This window comes from Aeribacillus sp. FSL K6-8394, from assembly GCF_038008865.1.
Classification (GTDB): Bacteria; Bacillota; Bacilli; order Bacillales; family Aeribacillaceae; genus Aeribacillus; species Aeribacillus composti.
In genome coordinates, this window is record NZ_JBBPAA010000004.1 from 26615 (window position 1) to 43298 (window position 16684).

Below are 16684 nucleotides of genomic sequence, written 5' to 3' on the forward strand. Positions count from 1 at the left end.
TAAGGTTTTGTCTTGAAATAACGTGAAAAGTTCAATTTTCTAGTGAATGGTAATTTTTATATACATATTTTATGCTTGACATAAAAATATCGATATTTAAGAACACTAGAAATTGTGTTTAATCCACAAATTCACAAGTTGAGTTTTTTCGTTAGATTACCATATGATAGAAAATGAAAGTGTAATTTTTCGTCAATATCAAATTAATCTAATAAAATTAAAAAATTAAATTATAGGAGCATTTATATGGATTTATCTACTTTCATATGGTCTGTTTTAGCTGGTATTGTAGCTACTGCATTAATAGGAACTGCTACATATAAAATCATAAACAGAAATAAGAACTTAAATAAGATTAATCAGGAAGGGAATAATAATAACGCATACATGAATTCAACTATTAATATTAATTACGAGAAAGGTGAACGCAATGATAAACAAAAAGATAGAAACCATAAATCAAAAGGGCAATCGTAATATAGCCATCCAGAACTCTCATATTACTATTTATTATTACTCCAAATTTGACGAATTTAAGAGATTAGCTGAAAAAGGAGACTATAATGGTGCTGTACAGATACTGGCAGAATTACATGAAGAGGCAGGCAAAATGCATCCATTTTACCCACACTACAGATATAAATTTGAAAATATTGGTGGACGCATAGTTGCTGAGCACGAACCCCTTACTAAAGAAGCAAAAGAGAAATATCCTCTTACCTATCGAGGAAAATTTAAAATTCCAAAAGAGCGAATGAAAGGCTTTAAGGATATTCATGAACTTATTGAGGATGCTTTTTTCAAACAAGACGAAATTGAAATTGATATGGTCACATTGAATGCTTGGATAGGTGATGAACCAGTTCCTACTCCAAATCTAGGCGAATTTATCAAAGAAGGAAAATGGGTAATTAAACCTAAACAATTACCTGAACCAATGAAATTAAAATTCTATATTAAAGATGAACCAGAATTTTCTATTATTGACTGTAGATGAGCAAATTCACTAACATAAATTTACATCCATACAAAACAAAAAAGGAGACATGAACCCGATTCCTTGATTAGAATAGATGTGTCACCAAACCATTCTCAAGGAGGTTCATGTCTCATGAATAGACTACCACATCACCAAGGAATCGACAAGTTTTTCGCAATGTTGGGGCTGGCCCTTTATTTCTCTAAGCCGGTCATGAAGCATCTCATTCATATTATCGATGCGCTGACAACGAAAGGATTTGCGGGAACCTTGACCGATCTGCATCACGAGAGCTTTCATCCCAACCATCGAACGACACTGAGCCATTTTTTCACGAAAAGCCCTTGGGATGAAGAAATCTTGCTTCGCAAACTCCAGCAGTGGATGCTTCGTCATGTGGAACGAACGGCCAAGCGAGAGAATCACCCCATTTTTGTTTCGATCGATGATACGATCTGCCGAAAAACGAAGCCTTCGTCACAGGCGAAACACGCTATTGAAGGGTGTAATTGGCATTATTCTCACGCGGACAAAAAGTCGATTTGGGGACACTCTCTCGTCTGGCTCATGGTTCATACGATGACGCAAGCCTTTCCCTTTGCGTTTCGCCTCTACGACAAGGCGGATGGGAAAAGCAAGGGTCAATGGGCCATCGAGATGCTTTCTTCTTTGGATGTGCACGGTTCTGTTTATGTGCTGATGGATTCTTGGTACCCATCGAAAACACTCGTGGAAGCCTGCCTGAAAAAAGGATTCCACGTCATTGCGATGCTCAAGACGAATCGGGTTCTCTATCCAAAAGGCATTGCGATCCAAGCCAAGCAGTTTGCACGCTACATCGAACCGGAAGACACCCATCTCGTCACGGTGGGAGAAGAGCGTTATCGCGTGTATCGCTACGAGGGAGCGCTGAAAGGTCTCGATGATGCCGTTGTGTTGTTGGCTTGGAAAGCCGATCAGCCGATGACACCTGAACATCTTCACTGCGTCTTGAGCACCGACCGGGAGCTAAGCGATGAAGAGATCTTGCGCTACTATGCCCAGCGTTGGTCGATCGAATGCTTTTTTCGACAAGCGAAAGACCAGCTGAAGCTCGATGGGTACCGTGTTCGTCAGGTTCGGGCGGTGAAACGGTATTGGATCTTGGTGCAACTCGCTTATGTGTACAGTATGGTCGAATCCAACAGCGATTTCTCTACCGGGCTTGACTTCCTTCGAAAGAAGAAAGGACATAGCCTCGTGGAGTTTATTTACGATGCAGCGAAACAAGATATTCCCATTGATGTCGTTAAAAAACAGCTTCATGTGGCATAAGGGGTACTCCGTTTGTCTCTTTTTACATGGTAATTATTGTAATGAAAATTGCTCAACTACAGTTATTGATTATCTAGAAATGGGTATCAGAGGAATTGATCGAAATAACAATATTCTTACGCTAGATAACAGTAGACAAGAAAATTCAAAGCTTCTAGTGAGTATAACTTTCCCCTTAATCAATAATAAGAATGAGAATGGATTAATGAGTGTGCATAAAGCTAAGATTAATTTTAAGGTAAGAGATGAATATATCAATGATGTTGAAGCTAACCGAGATTTTTTAAAATTTTATATATATACAGAGGGTCAACAAGTAACTTTGGCATTCAAAGATTTAAAGTCTAATAAGGATTTTATAGTTTCTTCAAATTTTCATATTGATAATAAAGGTAATCATGATGACTTGCGTAAAAAATTTTCTTTTTTACAACATCTTTATGAATTAGAACAATTTTTTGGTGTTCGATTTACATTGCCTGACAAGATAACAAAGGAAGATAGGGAGGGTATTCGTGTATTAGATAGCATAAAAGAAAATACTACTATCAAAAAAAGATTCAATAATCTTACATGCACCATTACAGAAAAAGAAACTCTAAAAAACATTATTGATATTTATGAACAAAAAAATAATAAAGGATTAATACTAAAAGTAACTTCTTCAGGTGAAGAAGCAAGGGTTGAGCTATTCGGTGCTACTATTCCACTTGAAAAGATGGAAGCGACATATGATAACACAAAAATAGATGATTTGGAAAAATTAAAAAGAAAGTATGCAGACATGGAAGAAGGGGAAACAATTAAAGTTAAACTACTTCCAGATACTAATAATATAGTTGAGGAGAAATATTTCGTGAAAAAATAATCACTAATAATACTAATCGAGTAGGAGGGGGTGACTAACCACCGACCTCTCACACCACCGTACGTACCGTTCGGTATACGGCGGTTCAATTAAGATAATTGACGCAAGTCTTTATAACTTCCGTGAATAGCTGTTCTCTTTATGCCAGTGGTCACTCCACCCTCCAAGAGGTCTCCCACGGGATTCACCGCTTCCTCCCTCAAGTGAGGTACTACGTTTTCTGTGTTCATCATGACTCACTGAATGCCAAGGGCTATTCTCTCTTAATTGTTCGGTCCTTCTTAGTTGTTCTAGACCAACTAATACTATGACCTCTGCTGACTTCTGACTGTTCAGCTATCTATCACTAGATAGGTTACCAAGGTTACTTGGCGTGCCAGCCAGACCTCCCCGGGTAAGAGTGTAATCTTTCCTTCCATCCATCTGCTTCATTTACTCTGTATCACCTTCGGCAGAAAGGGCTTTGTTTTGTCTTGCAAACTCACCCAGTGATACCTAGCCTCATATGAAGTTCGTGTTCCTCAGACCGGAAGTTTGCCGCTCGCTTCCTTCAGATTCCGCGTCGCCACGGACACCCTTGCGTTAAGCTAACTGCTACTTCTGCCTTCGCAGCTCGGGACTTTCACCCTATAGATTACACCCATGCCGGGCGCACATGAAGAAGCTTCTCCCATTATTGGGAGAAGCTTCTATTATTTTAAAACGAAAGATATGTGCAATAAAGTAAATAACTAAATAATGATGTTTCCGGTAATTTAGTTTCGAATAATTAAGAACAGAACAATCATTAAATAATTTTACAGTTCACCAAATATGAGTAAGAATCATTTTGTTTTTGTGCTAAGCACTTATGTAGCGGTTTGTAGCCAGTAAAACACGTTTACTAAATAAAAATAGAATAAAGATAAAACACGGCTGTTGATTATCCAAAATTAGGAATACTTCTCCCGTAAAAATGGGCATGCTCAAATAAGACAGCTACCATCTCTGATTTCCAATCGAGAGGAAGTTGCCCAAATAAAACCCGACGAACGAAAGAAATGAACGTGAGGGTGGTTTGCGTTCGTTTCTCTGTTCGGTCATATAGCCATCTCAATAACACATAGGCAATGAACGCCGCAAACAGCTGATTGTAGACGGCGTTTTTTGTTGTCCCAAATAAGGTAGGTACATTCAAGTATTGCTTGATCCATCGAAAAAAGACCTCGACTGTCCAACGCTCTTGATACATGTCGGCAATCTTTTCTGCCGATACGTCAAAGACATTAGTTACGACGCGAATCTCCTTTCCATGGGCATCACGAAAGATGACCACTCGATGACGTTTCTTCGAACGGCATTGCTTCGTTCCTAGCTGACAAGTAAAATCAGTGATGACATTGGAATCGGAAGAAACAAGACGCTGTAAACGGTGACGACGATGAATCTCTACATTTTCTTTCATGCGAATGACAAAAAGTTGTCCATTTTCGGCAAATTGGTCGATCCGTTCGATTTTAAAATACGCCCGATCTTCCACAAGAATTTGCTTCGGATGTGTCAACGCTTCCCCGACAGGACCATCGTGGCGTAGACCGGTTGTTTCTATGGCATCCATTGGTGACTGGTGTTCAGGAGAATAAGCGACATGCAGTTTAATCCCTGACCGTTCCCCATGATAAGGCGCCCATGATAGGCGGTTCTTTCCGACTGTCACCGTTGTCGAAACATCGGCACCATGACGAAAACTCTTCCACTCATGGACAGCAGCGAGAAGGAAAAAGTCGATTAACGTACGTACGGTAAATTTACGAGATGAGTCGTGATAACCGACTGCTTCTGTGATGGTTTGCATGTCTTCGTCTGACACAATTTTTTGCATCAAATTCGGGAGTGTGGTATGCTTGTTCATAGAGAGCACCTCTTTCCTGGGTTTGTTGGTGTGGTTACTTACATTCTATAGGAAAGGTGCTCTTTTTTCTATGCTCTTTGGATTTTATTGGATAATCAACACGCCTGATAATATATTATGTATTTCCAACTGTTTCACATACTTGATGAATGCAATAAGTTTTTCGATAATTCATCGATAAAAGCTTTTTTTCTTGCTGTATCTAAATTTTGATCCAGGAATGCTTCAAATTTGCGTTTTAAACATAATCCTTTATCATGATAAATCCAGTCGAAAATTCCTTAATGGTTTTTCTGCCGCTCATATATAAACGAATATGTTTTTCGTTTTTAGTTAAGTACACTTCAAATCCTCGAGCTTTTAAATGATTCTCTAATACCGCCAAAAATCCAAAGCTTCAACCAAGCTGTTTCTGCATCTGTAATCGCCTGTCTCGTAGCCTTGATGCCTCTGTTGAAGATTGGTGTTCATGGTAGTAAGGAATTCATTTAAAATTCCAATCTTATTTCTTTTGCTTTACTGATGATTTTCTTGTTTGGGTCAACGACGTCACTCGTAATCATTTTCACCCATTGCACATCTTCCCCGTTCGGCTCTTTTAGAATAAACCCTAGATTACCTTGTTTCGTGCCGTTTCCTTCAATTTCCCCATGTAAGTTTTCAAGATAAATATCTTTTTCCCAATCAAACTTCTCGCCTGTGCTTGATTCCAATAAAGCTACCGGCGCGAAATTTACTTTCTGTGAAGATGTATTTTTGATCTCTACGAATACTTTGATAAAGTCGAACTGTTCCTCATGCGTTAAGGCGTGAAAATAATCAATAAGGCTGTAATCAGGAATTAAATGAATCACTTTCACGTCTTTAACTGTAAGTTGAATTGGTCCAACATTGTATGTCTTGTTTACGATTTTTATTTTCTTTAAAGTAGCTTCTCCCTTTTCATCTACATAATAATCACCTGGTCTTTGTAAATTCTGGTCATCTGTTACCTGCGGGTTTGAAATATATTCGTTTGTCTCTTTTGGTAGCTTATCTTGCTTTGTATCTTTGGTCGACTTATCCATTAGTTCGTTTTTTGTTTGCTGTTGAGTATTTGAATGAGGAGCCTTGTTTCCGTGATCTATATGTTGGCCGCATCCGACAAGCAAAGTTATCAGACTTGTAAGCAAAAATAGTTTTTTCATCATCGTTTGAACCTCCATATGCATATCAAAAAAGTTCCCGTTGCTTGAGTGGGCAACGGGATGGGTGTTCTTTTTCAATACTTTTTTGATCACTACTTATCTTCAATGACAATGTTTTGTTTTCCTTTTCCTAAAATATCAAAGATGATTTTGGCATGATCCGTGTTCTCTATTTGTCCAACGAAACGTTCACTTCCCGGACCGTATGCATAAACAGGAACGTCTTCCCCAGTATGGCCGCTTGTTGTCCAGCCAGTATGTGAACGTTTGTCAAAAATATGTTCGATCGCATCATCGACTCTTTTTACACCTTTATCCTTGTCCGCTTTCCCTTGTTCAGCGGCATCTTTCACAGATTGTATTTCTTCAGCCGTCAATTCCAAATCGATATACTTTTTCAACGTCTCTTCAACATCGGCGCCATTGGCAATCGCTTGTGCCATAAAGTCGGGCGTGCGTTTTGCCGCTTTAATTGGCGCACCGAACCAATTATAAATGCCGTCTGCTCCAATGGAGTAACCACCGGTAGAGTGGTCAGCTGTAGCGATAACAAGCGTATGCTTGTCCTTTTTTGCAAACTCTATAGCCGCTTTGAATGCTTTTTCAAAATCCTCCATTTCACTCATCGCAGAAACAATATCGTTGTCGTGTCCCGCCCAGTCAATCTGGCTTCCTTCCACCATCAAGAAGAAACCATCTTTATCTTTGCTTAAACGCTTAATCGCCGATTTTGTCATTTCTTCCAGGGAAGGAATGTCTTCAGTTCGGTCGATCATTTTCGGAAGTCCTCTTGCCGCAAACAAACCAAGAACTTGTTCGTTTTGATCTTTTAATAATTCATTGCGATTCGTCACATAGCTGTATCCGTCTTTTTTGAATTCTTCCACAAGGTTACGATCCTCACGGATAAATAGATCGGTTCCTCCCCCTAGCAAAACATCGACTTTATGCTCGCCATTGATTAATTCATCATAGTAGTCATTGGCAATAGCATTCATATTTTTACGATGTTCATCATGAGCACCGAATGCTGCAGGAGTTGCGTGTGTAATTTCAGAAGTGGCTACAAGACCAGTTGCTTTACCTGCTGCTTTTGCAGCTTCAAGTACGGTTTTTACTTCTGAACCATCATTATCCACAGCAATGGCTGCATTATATGTTTTAATTCCAGCTGCCATCGCTGTCGCAGCGGAAGCAGAATCAGTTATATTTTCTGCAGGGTCTTCAGGATAAGTCATCTGTTGACCGACAAGATATTTGTCAAACTCTGTTCGCTCAACGAATTTTGTGTTTGGGTTGTCTTTTAAATAACGATATGCGGAAGTATAAGATACACCCATTCCGTCACCAATCATAAAAATGATATTTTTTACTTTTCCATGGTCATAATCTTTCTTTTCTTTTGCATCTGTTTCTGTGACGCTTCCCATTCCTAATAAACTTCCTAAAGCAATGGTAGAAACAACTGCCAAGGGTAAGATTTTTTTTCTGAACAATTTTAAACCCTCCTCAAAAATTTTCAAGAACAATTGTATTGGAGAAATGTTAAGTCTTGTTTAATCGAGTTTAATAATTGTGTAAAAAAGGGAATAATAGGAATTTTGAATCACAAAAGGATTTCTTTTACTTGGTCTTACCCTGTCAAGTAGACAAAATAAAATATCGAAACTTTCTGTTTTACCAGATGGAAATATGAATTTTAACATGTGAATTTGCAAGGTGACAGTTCAGTTGGTGATTTCCATGAGTTTTCTTATGGCTGATAGTTAATTCCTAAGCCAAACCAAATCATTCCCATACAAGAAATGATTAGGATGAAGTGAAGGATGCCGCCTAAATAGGAGTAGAATCGATCTTCTTTTAGGAGGCCAAGCAAGCATATGAGCATTCCGAACAATGAAATCCAAATGAAACTGATATCAAAAACGGGAATCTCCGCTATAATTTGCACATTTAACAAAATAAGCAAAAATATAGCCACCAATGTATTTATATACATGCTCATTGAAAAGTTAACCTTCGCATAAGTGGTGCCCACTCCGGTTATACTGCTCCTAAGGAAAAGCATGGAAAAGGAGCGGAATCAGACATGAAACGGCTGAAAATCACCCATGATCACGGATGGACGCCTCGGAAACTCCGCAAGCAGGAACGGAAGATCAAAAACGCTCATCTCCGCCAACGTGTGATGGCAGTCCACCTTGTCATGGAAGGCTATTTGGGCAAAGAGGTTGCTTCCATGGTCAATGTGTGCCGCCAAACCGTTTCCCATTATGTGTCGCTTTTTAACGAAGGCGGCCTTGAACTCCTGCTTCATCGGGATTTTGCCCCTGGGCGGGAGCCGTTTCTCACCGAAGAACAGCAGGAAGAGATCAAACACCTCGTGTTGACCACGACACCCGCGGAGCTGGGCTGGGACATCGCTTCGGCGTGGAATACGAACATCCTTCAATCCTATGTGTACCACCATTACGGCATATCCATTTCCCGCGAAGCATTACGAAAGCTCTTGCATCGAAAAGGGCTTTCTTGGACCCGGCCGACCTACACGTTGGCGAAAGGAGATCCGAACCGGCAAAAAAACTTCGAGAAACAAATGGACCTGATAAAAAAAACTTAATGGATCCGGATTCCGTCCTGTTGTACATCGATGAAACGCATATCCGGTCGTATCATGTGTTGCGTACGACATGGTCAGAGGTTGGCCGTCAAAAGCAAGTGCCGACGTTCGGCCATCATGCCCACATATCGCTGTTTGGCGCCGTCAACGTCCACGATGGCGAAACGGTTCTTCATCAAGCAGGGGCAGCCAATGCTACAACGTTGAAGATAAAATACATCAGTCGTTTCAAGGAAACGAGTAAAAATTATGGAACGTATGAGGACGAATTTCAGTAACGAAATATCCTAATTAGTTTCATCATACTTAACACTGTAGAGTTAAAAATACTTGGATATATTCGGACAACAAGGCTGAGCCTCAATATCGAGAAAATATCCTAAAATTTACAAATTTAATTAGATATCCTCTTTAATATCAAACTGTTATCAGTCTTAATGTTAAAATTTCGGCAACGCCTCCACCGCATCCGCCAGATCGCTATAGCTGTCTTTTAAGTATCGAGACGTCGTGGCAATATTGCTATGACCTGCGAGTCTCCGCACTTTCTCGATATCGTTGTTCGTCGCTTTTAACATCCACTTACAAAATGTATGCCGGAACATATGGAGCGTGAGCTTTTTATTCGGTAGGATGTAGCTTTCAATCATTCGCTGCATTCCCCTTAGTAAGAATTTCAGTGATCGTTGACTATAAAAGACATATGGAGATGCTGCAACATAAAGTTTCTTTTTTTGGCCATTCCCACTCGAAACGGATCCAGTCCATGATCGACGCATTCGCAGCTGGCATAGAAACTTTTCATGTCGATACATAAAATTTTATTTTTTGGCAGACGAGAAATATCAAGCAACATCGACGCAAGACCCCCTTTTTAAGAACATATGTTCTATTTACGAATATATGTTCTTATATTTTGTTAAAAAAGTCAAGATGTTATTGGGAAAATAAGGTGTTATGATGAAGAGGAGCCATATGTTTATTAAAAAAGACCGGATACATCCGGTCTGGTGCTTATAGTACTTTATATCGGGAATTGCTTGTTTCGTATATGGTTCTGGTGCAAAGAACCTTAGGCTGATTGTAAGTAATTGTCAAACTTAGACATACTGATACTACTAATCTAAAAAAGGGCATGATTAGTATAGAAAAACAAAATTTATCCAAATAAAAACATCATCAGCCCTAAATCATCCATATTGCTCCATAATCCGTAAGTTAGCAGGAAATTCATGTCCTATGTTTTTTGTGAATTTTCTTCGCACCAGAACCGCATAATTCAATACATCCCATATATATGTTATTATTTTTGATAGAAAGATTACTGATAGTTGATAGGAGAAAACAGAATGAAACCACAGGCTTCAGAAGAAATTAGAACTATGGTGAAACCAAAACCAATATTGAAGTGGGCTGGCGGAAAGCAACAAATGCTAGACGTGTTGTTGCCACAAGTACCAAAACAATATAACCGATATATAGAACCGTTTTTTGGTGGAGGTGCTTTGTTCTTTGCACTCACCCCAAAAGACGCAATTATTGCGGATTCTAATCCTGAACTGATAAACCTGTATCGTGTCGTTGCTGACAATGTCGAAGAACTGATTTCAATTTTGAAAGAAATGAAAAATGACGAATCTTTCTATTATGAGGTTCGAGGTCTTGACCCAGATTTACTGTCTCCGGTTGAAAGAGCAGCTCGAACTATATATTTGAATCGGACTTGCTACAACGGATTATATCGAGTGAATCGAAAAGGACAATTCAATGTTCCTTATGGGAAATACAAAAATCCAAAAATCTGTGATGAAGAAAATCTTCGTGCGGCTAGTAACGCACTTCAAGACGTCCTCATTGTTGAAGGCGATTATAAAGACGTTTTGAGAGAACACGCGAGACCGGGCGATTTTATTTTTCTCGACCCGCCGTATCTGCCCGTTGGAAAGTATTCTGACTTCAAAAGATATACGAAGGAACAGTTTTACGAAGAAGATCATATTGAACTTGCCCAAGAAGTTGACAGGCTTCATGAGTTAGGGTGTTATGTAATACTGACAAACTCGAATCACCCTTTAGTTCATGAACTGTATGGAAAATACGCAATTAGCGTTCATAAGACTCGGAGAAACATAAATAGCGACGCTTCAAAAAGGACAGGAGAGGACGTCATGGTAAAGGTCGAACCAAAACAACGTATTTTTATCGTTCCAGAACCCGTCAAACTCCCAAGCCAAATGGACAAATATCCTCCGACTCGTTTTATGGGGAGCAAACAGAACCTTTTAGAACATATCTGGTCTGTTGCTTCTCATTTCCAGTTCGATAGCGTTCTGGATCTGTTCAGCGGAAGTGGCGTAGTTAGTTATATGTTTAAAACTCAAGGAAAGCAGGTTTTCAGCAATGACTATATGGCCTTTTCGCATTACTTTACAAAAGCGATGGTCGAGAATAGTTTTGTAACCTTAACCGATCAAGATATAGAGCTTTTGTTTGATAAGTCAACTCCACGTGATAACTTTGTTTCCGAGACATTCAAGGACCTGTATTTCAACGATGAGGATAATGAGTTTATTGATACTATTCGTGCAAATTTAGACAGATTAAAAAACGAATATAAACGAGCTATTGCTATATCAGCACTAGTCAGAGCGTGTCTTAAAAAACGTCCTCGAGGTATTTTTACTTATACGGGATATCGTTACGACGACGGTAGACGCGATTTAACTCTGACTTTACAGCAACAATTTCTCGAGGCGGTAACACAAGTGAATGGAGCAGTTTTTGATAATGGGAAAATGAGTAAATCTCGTTATGGTGATGCAATGGATTGTCGACAAAAAGCAGATTTAGTTTATATTGATCCACCTTACTACAGTCCATTGTCAGATAACGATTATGTTCGTCGCTATCATTTTGTTGAAGGAATCGCTCGGAACTGGAAAGGAGTAGAAATGCAATGGCATACAAAAACAAAGAAATTCAAGAGCTACCCTACTCCATTTAGTTCCATCAAAGGTGCTCATGATGCTTTTGATCTTTTGTTCAAACGCCATCAAAACAGCATCTTGATAGTATCCTATTCCTCTAACTCGTTACCTACAAAAGACGAAATGCTTGCTTTGATGGCTAAATACAAAAAAAGAGTCGAAGTTGTGTCCATAGATCATAGATACTCGTTTGGCAACCAAGGACATAAAGTTGGAGACAACAACAACCAAGTTCAAGAGTATCTATTTGTCGGATTTTAGGTTTTATCGGGGGAACAATTCATGACGCAAAAAGCATGGTACATCGGCAATACAACTGTGCGCAACGCTAAACGTTTGAAAGATGGATTGAGAGTCCTCTTGAACTCTCCACTGCATGGGAACCTAATCGGAAGAGAAAAAGAGCAGGAGTTTGCCAAACTCCTTCATAATGAAGGTATCGTTTTTGTTAAAAGACTCAATGATTCACCAAGTAGTGATGCCAGCGACGTAGGAAGAAAATGGCGTGCTGCTTTAATGCAGCTTGGATTTATCAAACCCTTTTTTGCAGATGATCCATTTACGATCACTCCAAATGGAATGAGACTCGTGGAATCAAGGACTATGCCTAGTGAACAGGAATGTTTTTTGCGAGCATTACTAGCCTATCAAATTCCTTCAGACATCGAAAGATCTTTTCACGAACCTATTTTTAGCCCGCTTCGCATAGTCCTGGAAATAATAGCTGCGTTAGAACGTCGGGGGTTAGAAGCTGAAATTAGCAAGCACGAGATGGCCTCAATTGTTCAACTAACAACGTCTTTAGAAGAAATTGATGATGTGGTCAATCGCATTGTTAGATATCGTGAGAAACTTGCTACAGCTACTAGTGCAAGGATGAGAAAAGAGTTAATTCGAGAACATCTACAATCAGTTGTAACTGCGAGTCAAAGCGCAAATACGCTTATGGATTATGCTGACTCGAACTTCCGATATTTGAAGTTAACCGGTATTTTTGTAGAAAAGGGAAACAAACTTCGTTTTGCAAGCCATAAAAAAACCATCATTGAGCAAATTCTTGAAGAACCGTACACTCCGATACCAGAAAGTGAGTATCTTGAGACACTTTGGAATGGAGCAAAGCTACCTACCGACAATGCTCCTAAGGCTATCGAGGTGATTCAGACAACAGCTCAGCTTCTCACAGAAAGTGGCCAAACAGTAGAACTTCCTAACCTTGAAGAGATGGGAGTACCTGATCTCTCTCGTTTGCGCCTTGAATTGGAAGATGATTGGTTGAAAGTTCTTGAAAAGCAGTATGCGCAAGATCAGGCTAATCAATGGCAGGATATATTGCAGTATCTTCAAGCCTTAACTCAACCAATTCGACGTAATAGTATAATTCCACAAGGAGAAGGTGCTGCATATTTCGAATGGTCAATTTGGCGAGCCTTTTTAGCAATAAATTCGCTTTGTAATGAGCCGTGGGAAGCAAGGAGATTTAAAGTTGACCAAGACTTTCTGCCATTACATCCAGCCCCTGGTAATGGACCAGATATGATTTTTGAATTCGATGATTTCGTTATAGTAGTTGAGGTCACTCTAACGCAGTCTTCACGTCAAGAGGCTGCGGAAGGGGAACCAGTACGTAGGCATGTTGCGGAAATAGTAGATCACTATGAACAACATGGGAAGCGAGTTTATGGACTATTCCTTGCAAATAAAATCGATACAAATGCTGCCGAAACCTTCCGAATCGGTGTGTGGTATCGACCAGACGATTCGCGAATGGCCTTAAGAATTGTTCCTTTAACCTTAGAACAGTTTATCCATTTATTTGAAACTGGATTCCGAATAAACGGACGATTGGATTATAAATTGTTAGAACAAGTGCTTCGTGACTGTCTCGTTGAAAGCAATAATGACGCTCCAGAATGGAAACGGAGAATACAACAACAAATCGATCGGACCGTACAACGCTTAAACTCCATTACTTAACAAATTGATCAAATCACAAAGAAATGAGAGCAGCAAGAATTGACGTTAGCTCTCATTTCTTCTTTTAATATTACACTTTATTTAAACTTTACTTATACAAAAATGTATACACTTTTCCATAACCAGTGGCAAATACTTCTTCTTTTAGAAAGATATCATCTGCTTCCTTACACCAAATATTTAAATTCGTTTGACCTGGCCGCGATGTATAACTAAATTTTTCACAGTAGATGAAATCATACGTAAGAGAATTATCAGGGACAGTACAATTCTTTAATGACACTGTTTCTCCTTCCCAGGAAGGTGAAACTTGACAAAATACAATATCCCCATTTTCTGAGATAATAAGTATCATCTCTATATCTGTAACAGAAATTAGTCTCGATGATAAGACACTCATAGAAATTCCCCATTTTTTTGAAAAAAACGATATATTGCTTACAAAATTGGATTGAATCCTTTTTAACTGCTTTTCTTCAATCGATCCCGTAGGTAATAACAAACGATGCGCAAAATCGTTTGCATCCCTTTCCCATTGCAGATTAACATATTGATTCCACGGTGTATATTGATTAGAAAGCAACTCTTCTACACGTTCATCCACTAAAACATTAGTTCCATTTGGAAAGGAGTGTTTTAGAAGATGACCGATCTCATGTGCTAACGTAAACTTTTGCCTATTTGTTTCTCGAAAATTACAATTCAGTACAATCATTCCCTTATCAGCCGATTCACTTTTGATAGTAAATGCTTCTATGTTATGAGGTAATTCTACTGTCTTAACCAATATATTTAATTGATCGCATAATTCAAACGGATCAATAGGTGATTGTACTTTTGTTTCTCTTAACAGTGATCTGACAATCATATCATTTGTAAATCCTTCTGGATATTGAAGTTTCTTTATACTGTGATTACTTTTTATTTCAGTATGAAAGGCATGAAGAATTTCCTTCCATACCTCAGGCTTGATTTGGCTGTAGTCTTCATTCATATAACGGTTTGATCGTGCTACCAACTTTAAAGGAATTGGAATATCCTCTGCCAAATCACTTATTTCTTTTGCTGTATTATATAATAAAGCTCCAAGGGGAGACGGAGCATCTACAGAAGAACTAAAAAAAACTCTGGCAATGTGTGATGGTTCAACTCGTTCTTTTATTTTTTTCATTGTCAATAGTTGAAAAGCTAACATACGTGTAGTTAATTTCAAATTATTGTTTGGAATTGCTGACAGCAATTCATTGATAAAATGATTACTAATTTCCTCGCTATTGTTCACTAAACCGATTATCTGTTTGGTAAGAAGGTTCAAAGATCGATCCAGTTCAGGTTTGAGAAAGTAATCTATCTGCTCTATTTTACATGTCTGTACTCCTTTTATCATGGTCAAACAAAGATGTAAGATAGTTTCTAAAGATGAATCTCCCCATTTTAATTGTATATCACCTTTGAATCGTCCATAATCAGTTAATATTTTTATCCATTCTTTACGATTTTGAGGGAAACGATTAAATACATAAGCCAGTACTTTATCGTCCTTAAAATCTCGTTGACACCAGATAGTCAATGCCCGTTGAGCGAATCCAATTGGTACAGGAGGATATTTTTCTTTTATTTCTGCCAATAATAAAAAAGCCCCAATTGAAGTTTCTTCTGCATTTGCTGATCGGAAAAGTTCCCACAACAAATCCTCATAAGATACTCCTCTTTCATCTTTTGCAAACCAGCTTGCAAATGGGATTATTCCATAATATATATATGTATATTTACATATATTGGATAATATCTTCTTTTTATCAATAGGATTCTTTTTATTAAAGAAATCATCAATAATTCCTTTTCCTGTTATCATTATTTTCTCCCCTCCTTTCTTACCAGTCTAAGTAAAGCTGAAACAAAACCCCATCATCTACACTTACCATTTTTTTATCACCTATTGTTTGTACTGTATGCTTGCAAGAACGCACAACCCCTCCGGTTTTATATATTTTTCGAAATACACTTTCATCAAGACAAACATATGTAGCGCGGTGTTTTCTATAAGAAATTCCGTGACTTTTTTTCACCTCTTCATGGGTAGCATTATCAAACAATTGCTTGTGTTGGGTCAAATATACACCATCGCCATAATGTGGTTCATCAGTTTGTAAAGTTTCCAACAAACATGATTCACATAAGTTCTTGAATTTTGCTTTAGGTGCGCTCCCGTCATCTATAAATTTTAAAGTATCTTCTTCGTAATAGTAGTACAGCTCTATACCCTTATACAACTCTGTTGCTTCTGCTTTATAGCTTATAGGATCAAGCATATTCAGATCACTTACTTTACCTGTTAATTCTATTTGTTCTTGATCAAAATCTATAGGTACTGTATGTCCACATGCACAAATTTTTGTTTGCTTTGCCAATCTTACTCCCCTCTCTATCTAACAAGTTAATTTCTTTATAATTATTACATTATTTCATCGACTTCTCCCTTATCTCCTTCACAGAAAGGAGAAAAATCTATTGAGGCGTCGGCTTATGATTCAGTAAATGACGAGTTTGGGTCATTCACCAGATTCCCTAAATGAAACACCGTTTTTCGCTGTTTATTCCTTTTCATCAAGCTTCTCCGCAATCATGAATAGCTCTTTTTTCAGCTGCCGATTGAGCTCCACAGGAACGTGGAGCACGGTGTTGGGACCTAGCGTGAAAGAAAAAGGCTCGTTTTCATCGATCAATCGTGCCAAGGAACGCAAGCCGGCGGCCTTGAAGCGACCTTCTAACGGAAATCCAGCCACGCTGCGCATATAAAACTCCTTATTGCTAAAATACCCGTCAATGATTTGCAATGAATCCATCATCGATTGGTTTTC

The 16684-nt window shown here is 38.6% G+C and carries 15 protein-coding genes and 1 pseudogene; 8 read left to right on the forward strand and 8 right to left on the reverse strand.

All coding sequences use genetic code 11. The features are described 5' to 3' along the window. The first annotated feature begins 246 nt into the window (after positions 1-246). The 4 genes from NSR00_RS17420 to NSR00_RS17435 all read left to right on the forward strand — a co-directional run bounded on the left by NSR00_RS17420 (position 247) and on the right by NSR00_RS17435 (position 3161). Positions 247-477, forward strand: a complete 231-nt coding sequence (locus NSR00_RS17420; protein ID WP_340790004.1) for a hypothetical protein — start codon at positions 247-249, stop codon at positions 475-477. Beyond that, positions 431-997: a hypothetical protein gene (locus tag NSR00_RS17425; protein ID WP_340790006.1), complete on the forward strand. Its 567-nt coding sequence runs from the start codon at positions 431-433 to the stop codon at positions 995-997. Before NSR00_RS17420 ends, NSR00_RS17425 begins: the two co-directional genes overlap by 47 nt. A gap of 114 nt (positions 998-1111) precedes the next feature. Then, positions 1112-2293, forward strand: coding sequence for an IS701 family transposase (locus NSR00_RS17430; RefSeq protein WP_108898838.1), 1182 nt, complete (start codon positions 1112-1114; stop codon positions 2291-2293). Positions 2294-2498: 205 nt separating this feature from the next. Next, on the forward strand, positions 2499-3161 hold the full coding sequence (locus tag NSR00_RS17435) for a hypothetical protein (RefSeq protein ID WP_340790009.1): 663 nt from the start codon (positions 2499-2501) through the stop codon (positions 3159-3161). 922 nt (positions 3162-4083) lie between these two features. On the opposite strand, the gene NSR00_RS17440 is transcribed toward NSR00_RS17435, so the two are convergent. From NSR00_RS17440 to NSR00_RS17450, 3 genes are all read right to left on the reverse strand, one after another. Then, positions 4084-5052 carry an IS4 family transposase gene (locus NSR00_RS17440; RefSeq protein ID WP_340790011.1) on the reverse strand — a complete coding sequence of 323 codons (969 nt, stop codon included), beginning with the start codon at positions 5050-5052 and terminating at the stop codon, positions 4084-4086. A 488-nt stretch (positions 5053-5540) separates the two neighbouring features. Next, entirely contained in the window at positions 5541-6239 is a 699-nt protein-coding gene (locus NSR00_RS17445; protein WP_445659544.1) for a hypothetical protein, read from the reverse strand. Positions 6240-6331: 92 nt separating this feature from the next. After that, a complete protein-coding gene (locus tag NSR00_RS17450) occupies positions 6332-7735 on the reverse strand; it encodes an alkaline phosphatase (RefSeq protein WP_340790015.1) in 1404 nt (467 codons plus the stop codon). Between the two features lie 593 nt (positions 7736-8328). Here NSR00_RS17450 and NSR00_RS17455 point away from each other — a divergent pair. Then, positions 8329-8859, forward strand: coding sequence for a helix-turn-helix domain-containing protein (locus NSR00_RS17455; RefSeq protein ID WP_340790017.1), 531 nt, complete (start codon positions 8329-8331; stop codon positions 8857-8859). 20 nt (positions 8860-8879) lie between these two features. Then, entirely contained in the window at positions 8880-9137 is a 258-nt protein-coding gene (locus tag NSR00_RS17460; RefSeq protein WP_340790019.1) for a transposase, read from the forward strand. A 162-nt stretch (positions 9138-9299) separates the two neighbouring features. Here NSR00_RS17460 and NSR00_RS17465 read toward each other — a convergent pair. Together NSR00_RS17465 and NSR00_RS18200 are read right to left on the reverse strand one after the other, a co-directional pair. Continuing rightward, positions 9300-9596 (reverse strand): annotated as a pseudogene (locus NSR00_RS17465) (tyrosine-type recombinase/integrase); the annotation flags it as partial. Next, positions 9536-9715 carry a DNA-damage repair protein gene (locus NSR00_RS18200; protein ID WP_012301082.1) on the reverse strand — a complete coding sequence of 60 codons (180 nt, stop codon included), beginning with the start codon at positions 9713-9715 and terminating at the stop codon, positions 9536-9538. The gene NSR00_RS18200 and the pseudogene NSR00_RS17465, both read right to left, overlap by 61 nt. Positions 9716-10208: 493 nt before the next feature. On the opposite strand from NSR00_RS18200, the gene NSR00_RS17470 reads away from it, so the two are divergent. Both NSR00_RS17470 and NSR00_RS17475 read left to right on the forward strand, forming a co-directional pair. Further along, entirely contained in the window at positions 10209-12107 is a 1899-nt protein-coding gene (locus NSR00_RS17470) for a Dam family site-specific DNA-(adenine-N6)-methyltransferase (RefSeq protein ID WP_340790021.1), read from the forward strand. A gap of 21 nt (positions 12108-12128) precedes the next feature. Beyond that, the gene (locus tag NSR00_RS17475; protein ID WP_340790022.1) at positions 12129-13823 is read left to right on the forward strand and encodes an AlwI family type II restriction endonuclease; all 1695 of its coding nucleotides are present in this window, start codon (positions 12129-12131) and stop codon (positions 13821-13823) included. An 88-nt stretch (positions 13824-13911) separates the two neighbouring features. Here NSR00_RS17475 and NSR00_RS17480 read toward each other — a convergent pair whose 3' ends face one another. The 3 genes from NSR00_RS17480 to NSR00_RS17490 form a co-directional block, all read right to left on the reverse strand. Next, entirely contained in the window at positions 13912-15678 is a 1767-nt protein-coding gene (locus tag NSR00_RS17480; protein ID WP_340790023.1) for an ImmA/IrrE family metallo-endopeptidase, read from the reverse strand. A 19-nt stretch (positions 15679-15697) separates the two neighbouring features. After that, positions 15698-16234, reverse strand: coding sequence for a hypothetical protein (locus NSR00_RS17485; RefSeq protein WP_011229485.1), 537 nt, complete (start codon positions 16232-16234; stop codon positions 15698-15700). A gap of 183 nt (positions 16235-16417) precedes the next feature. Further along, positions 16418-16672 (reverse strand): hypothetical protein, encoded by a 255-nt coding sequence (locus NSR00_RS17490; RefSeq protein WP_012301086.1) that lies wholly within the window; start codon positions 16670-16672, stop codon positions 16418-16420. Positions 16673-16684 lie beyond the last annotated feature (12 nt).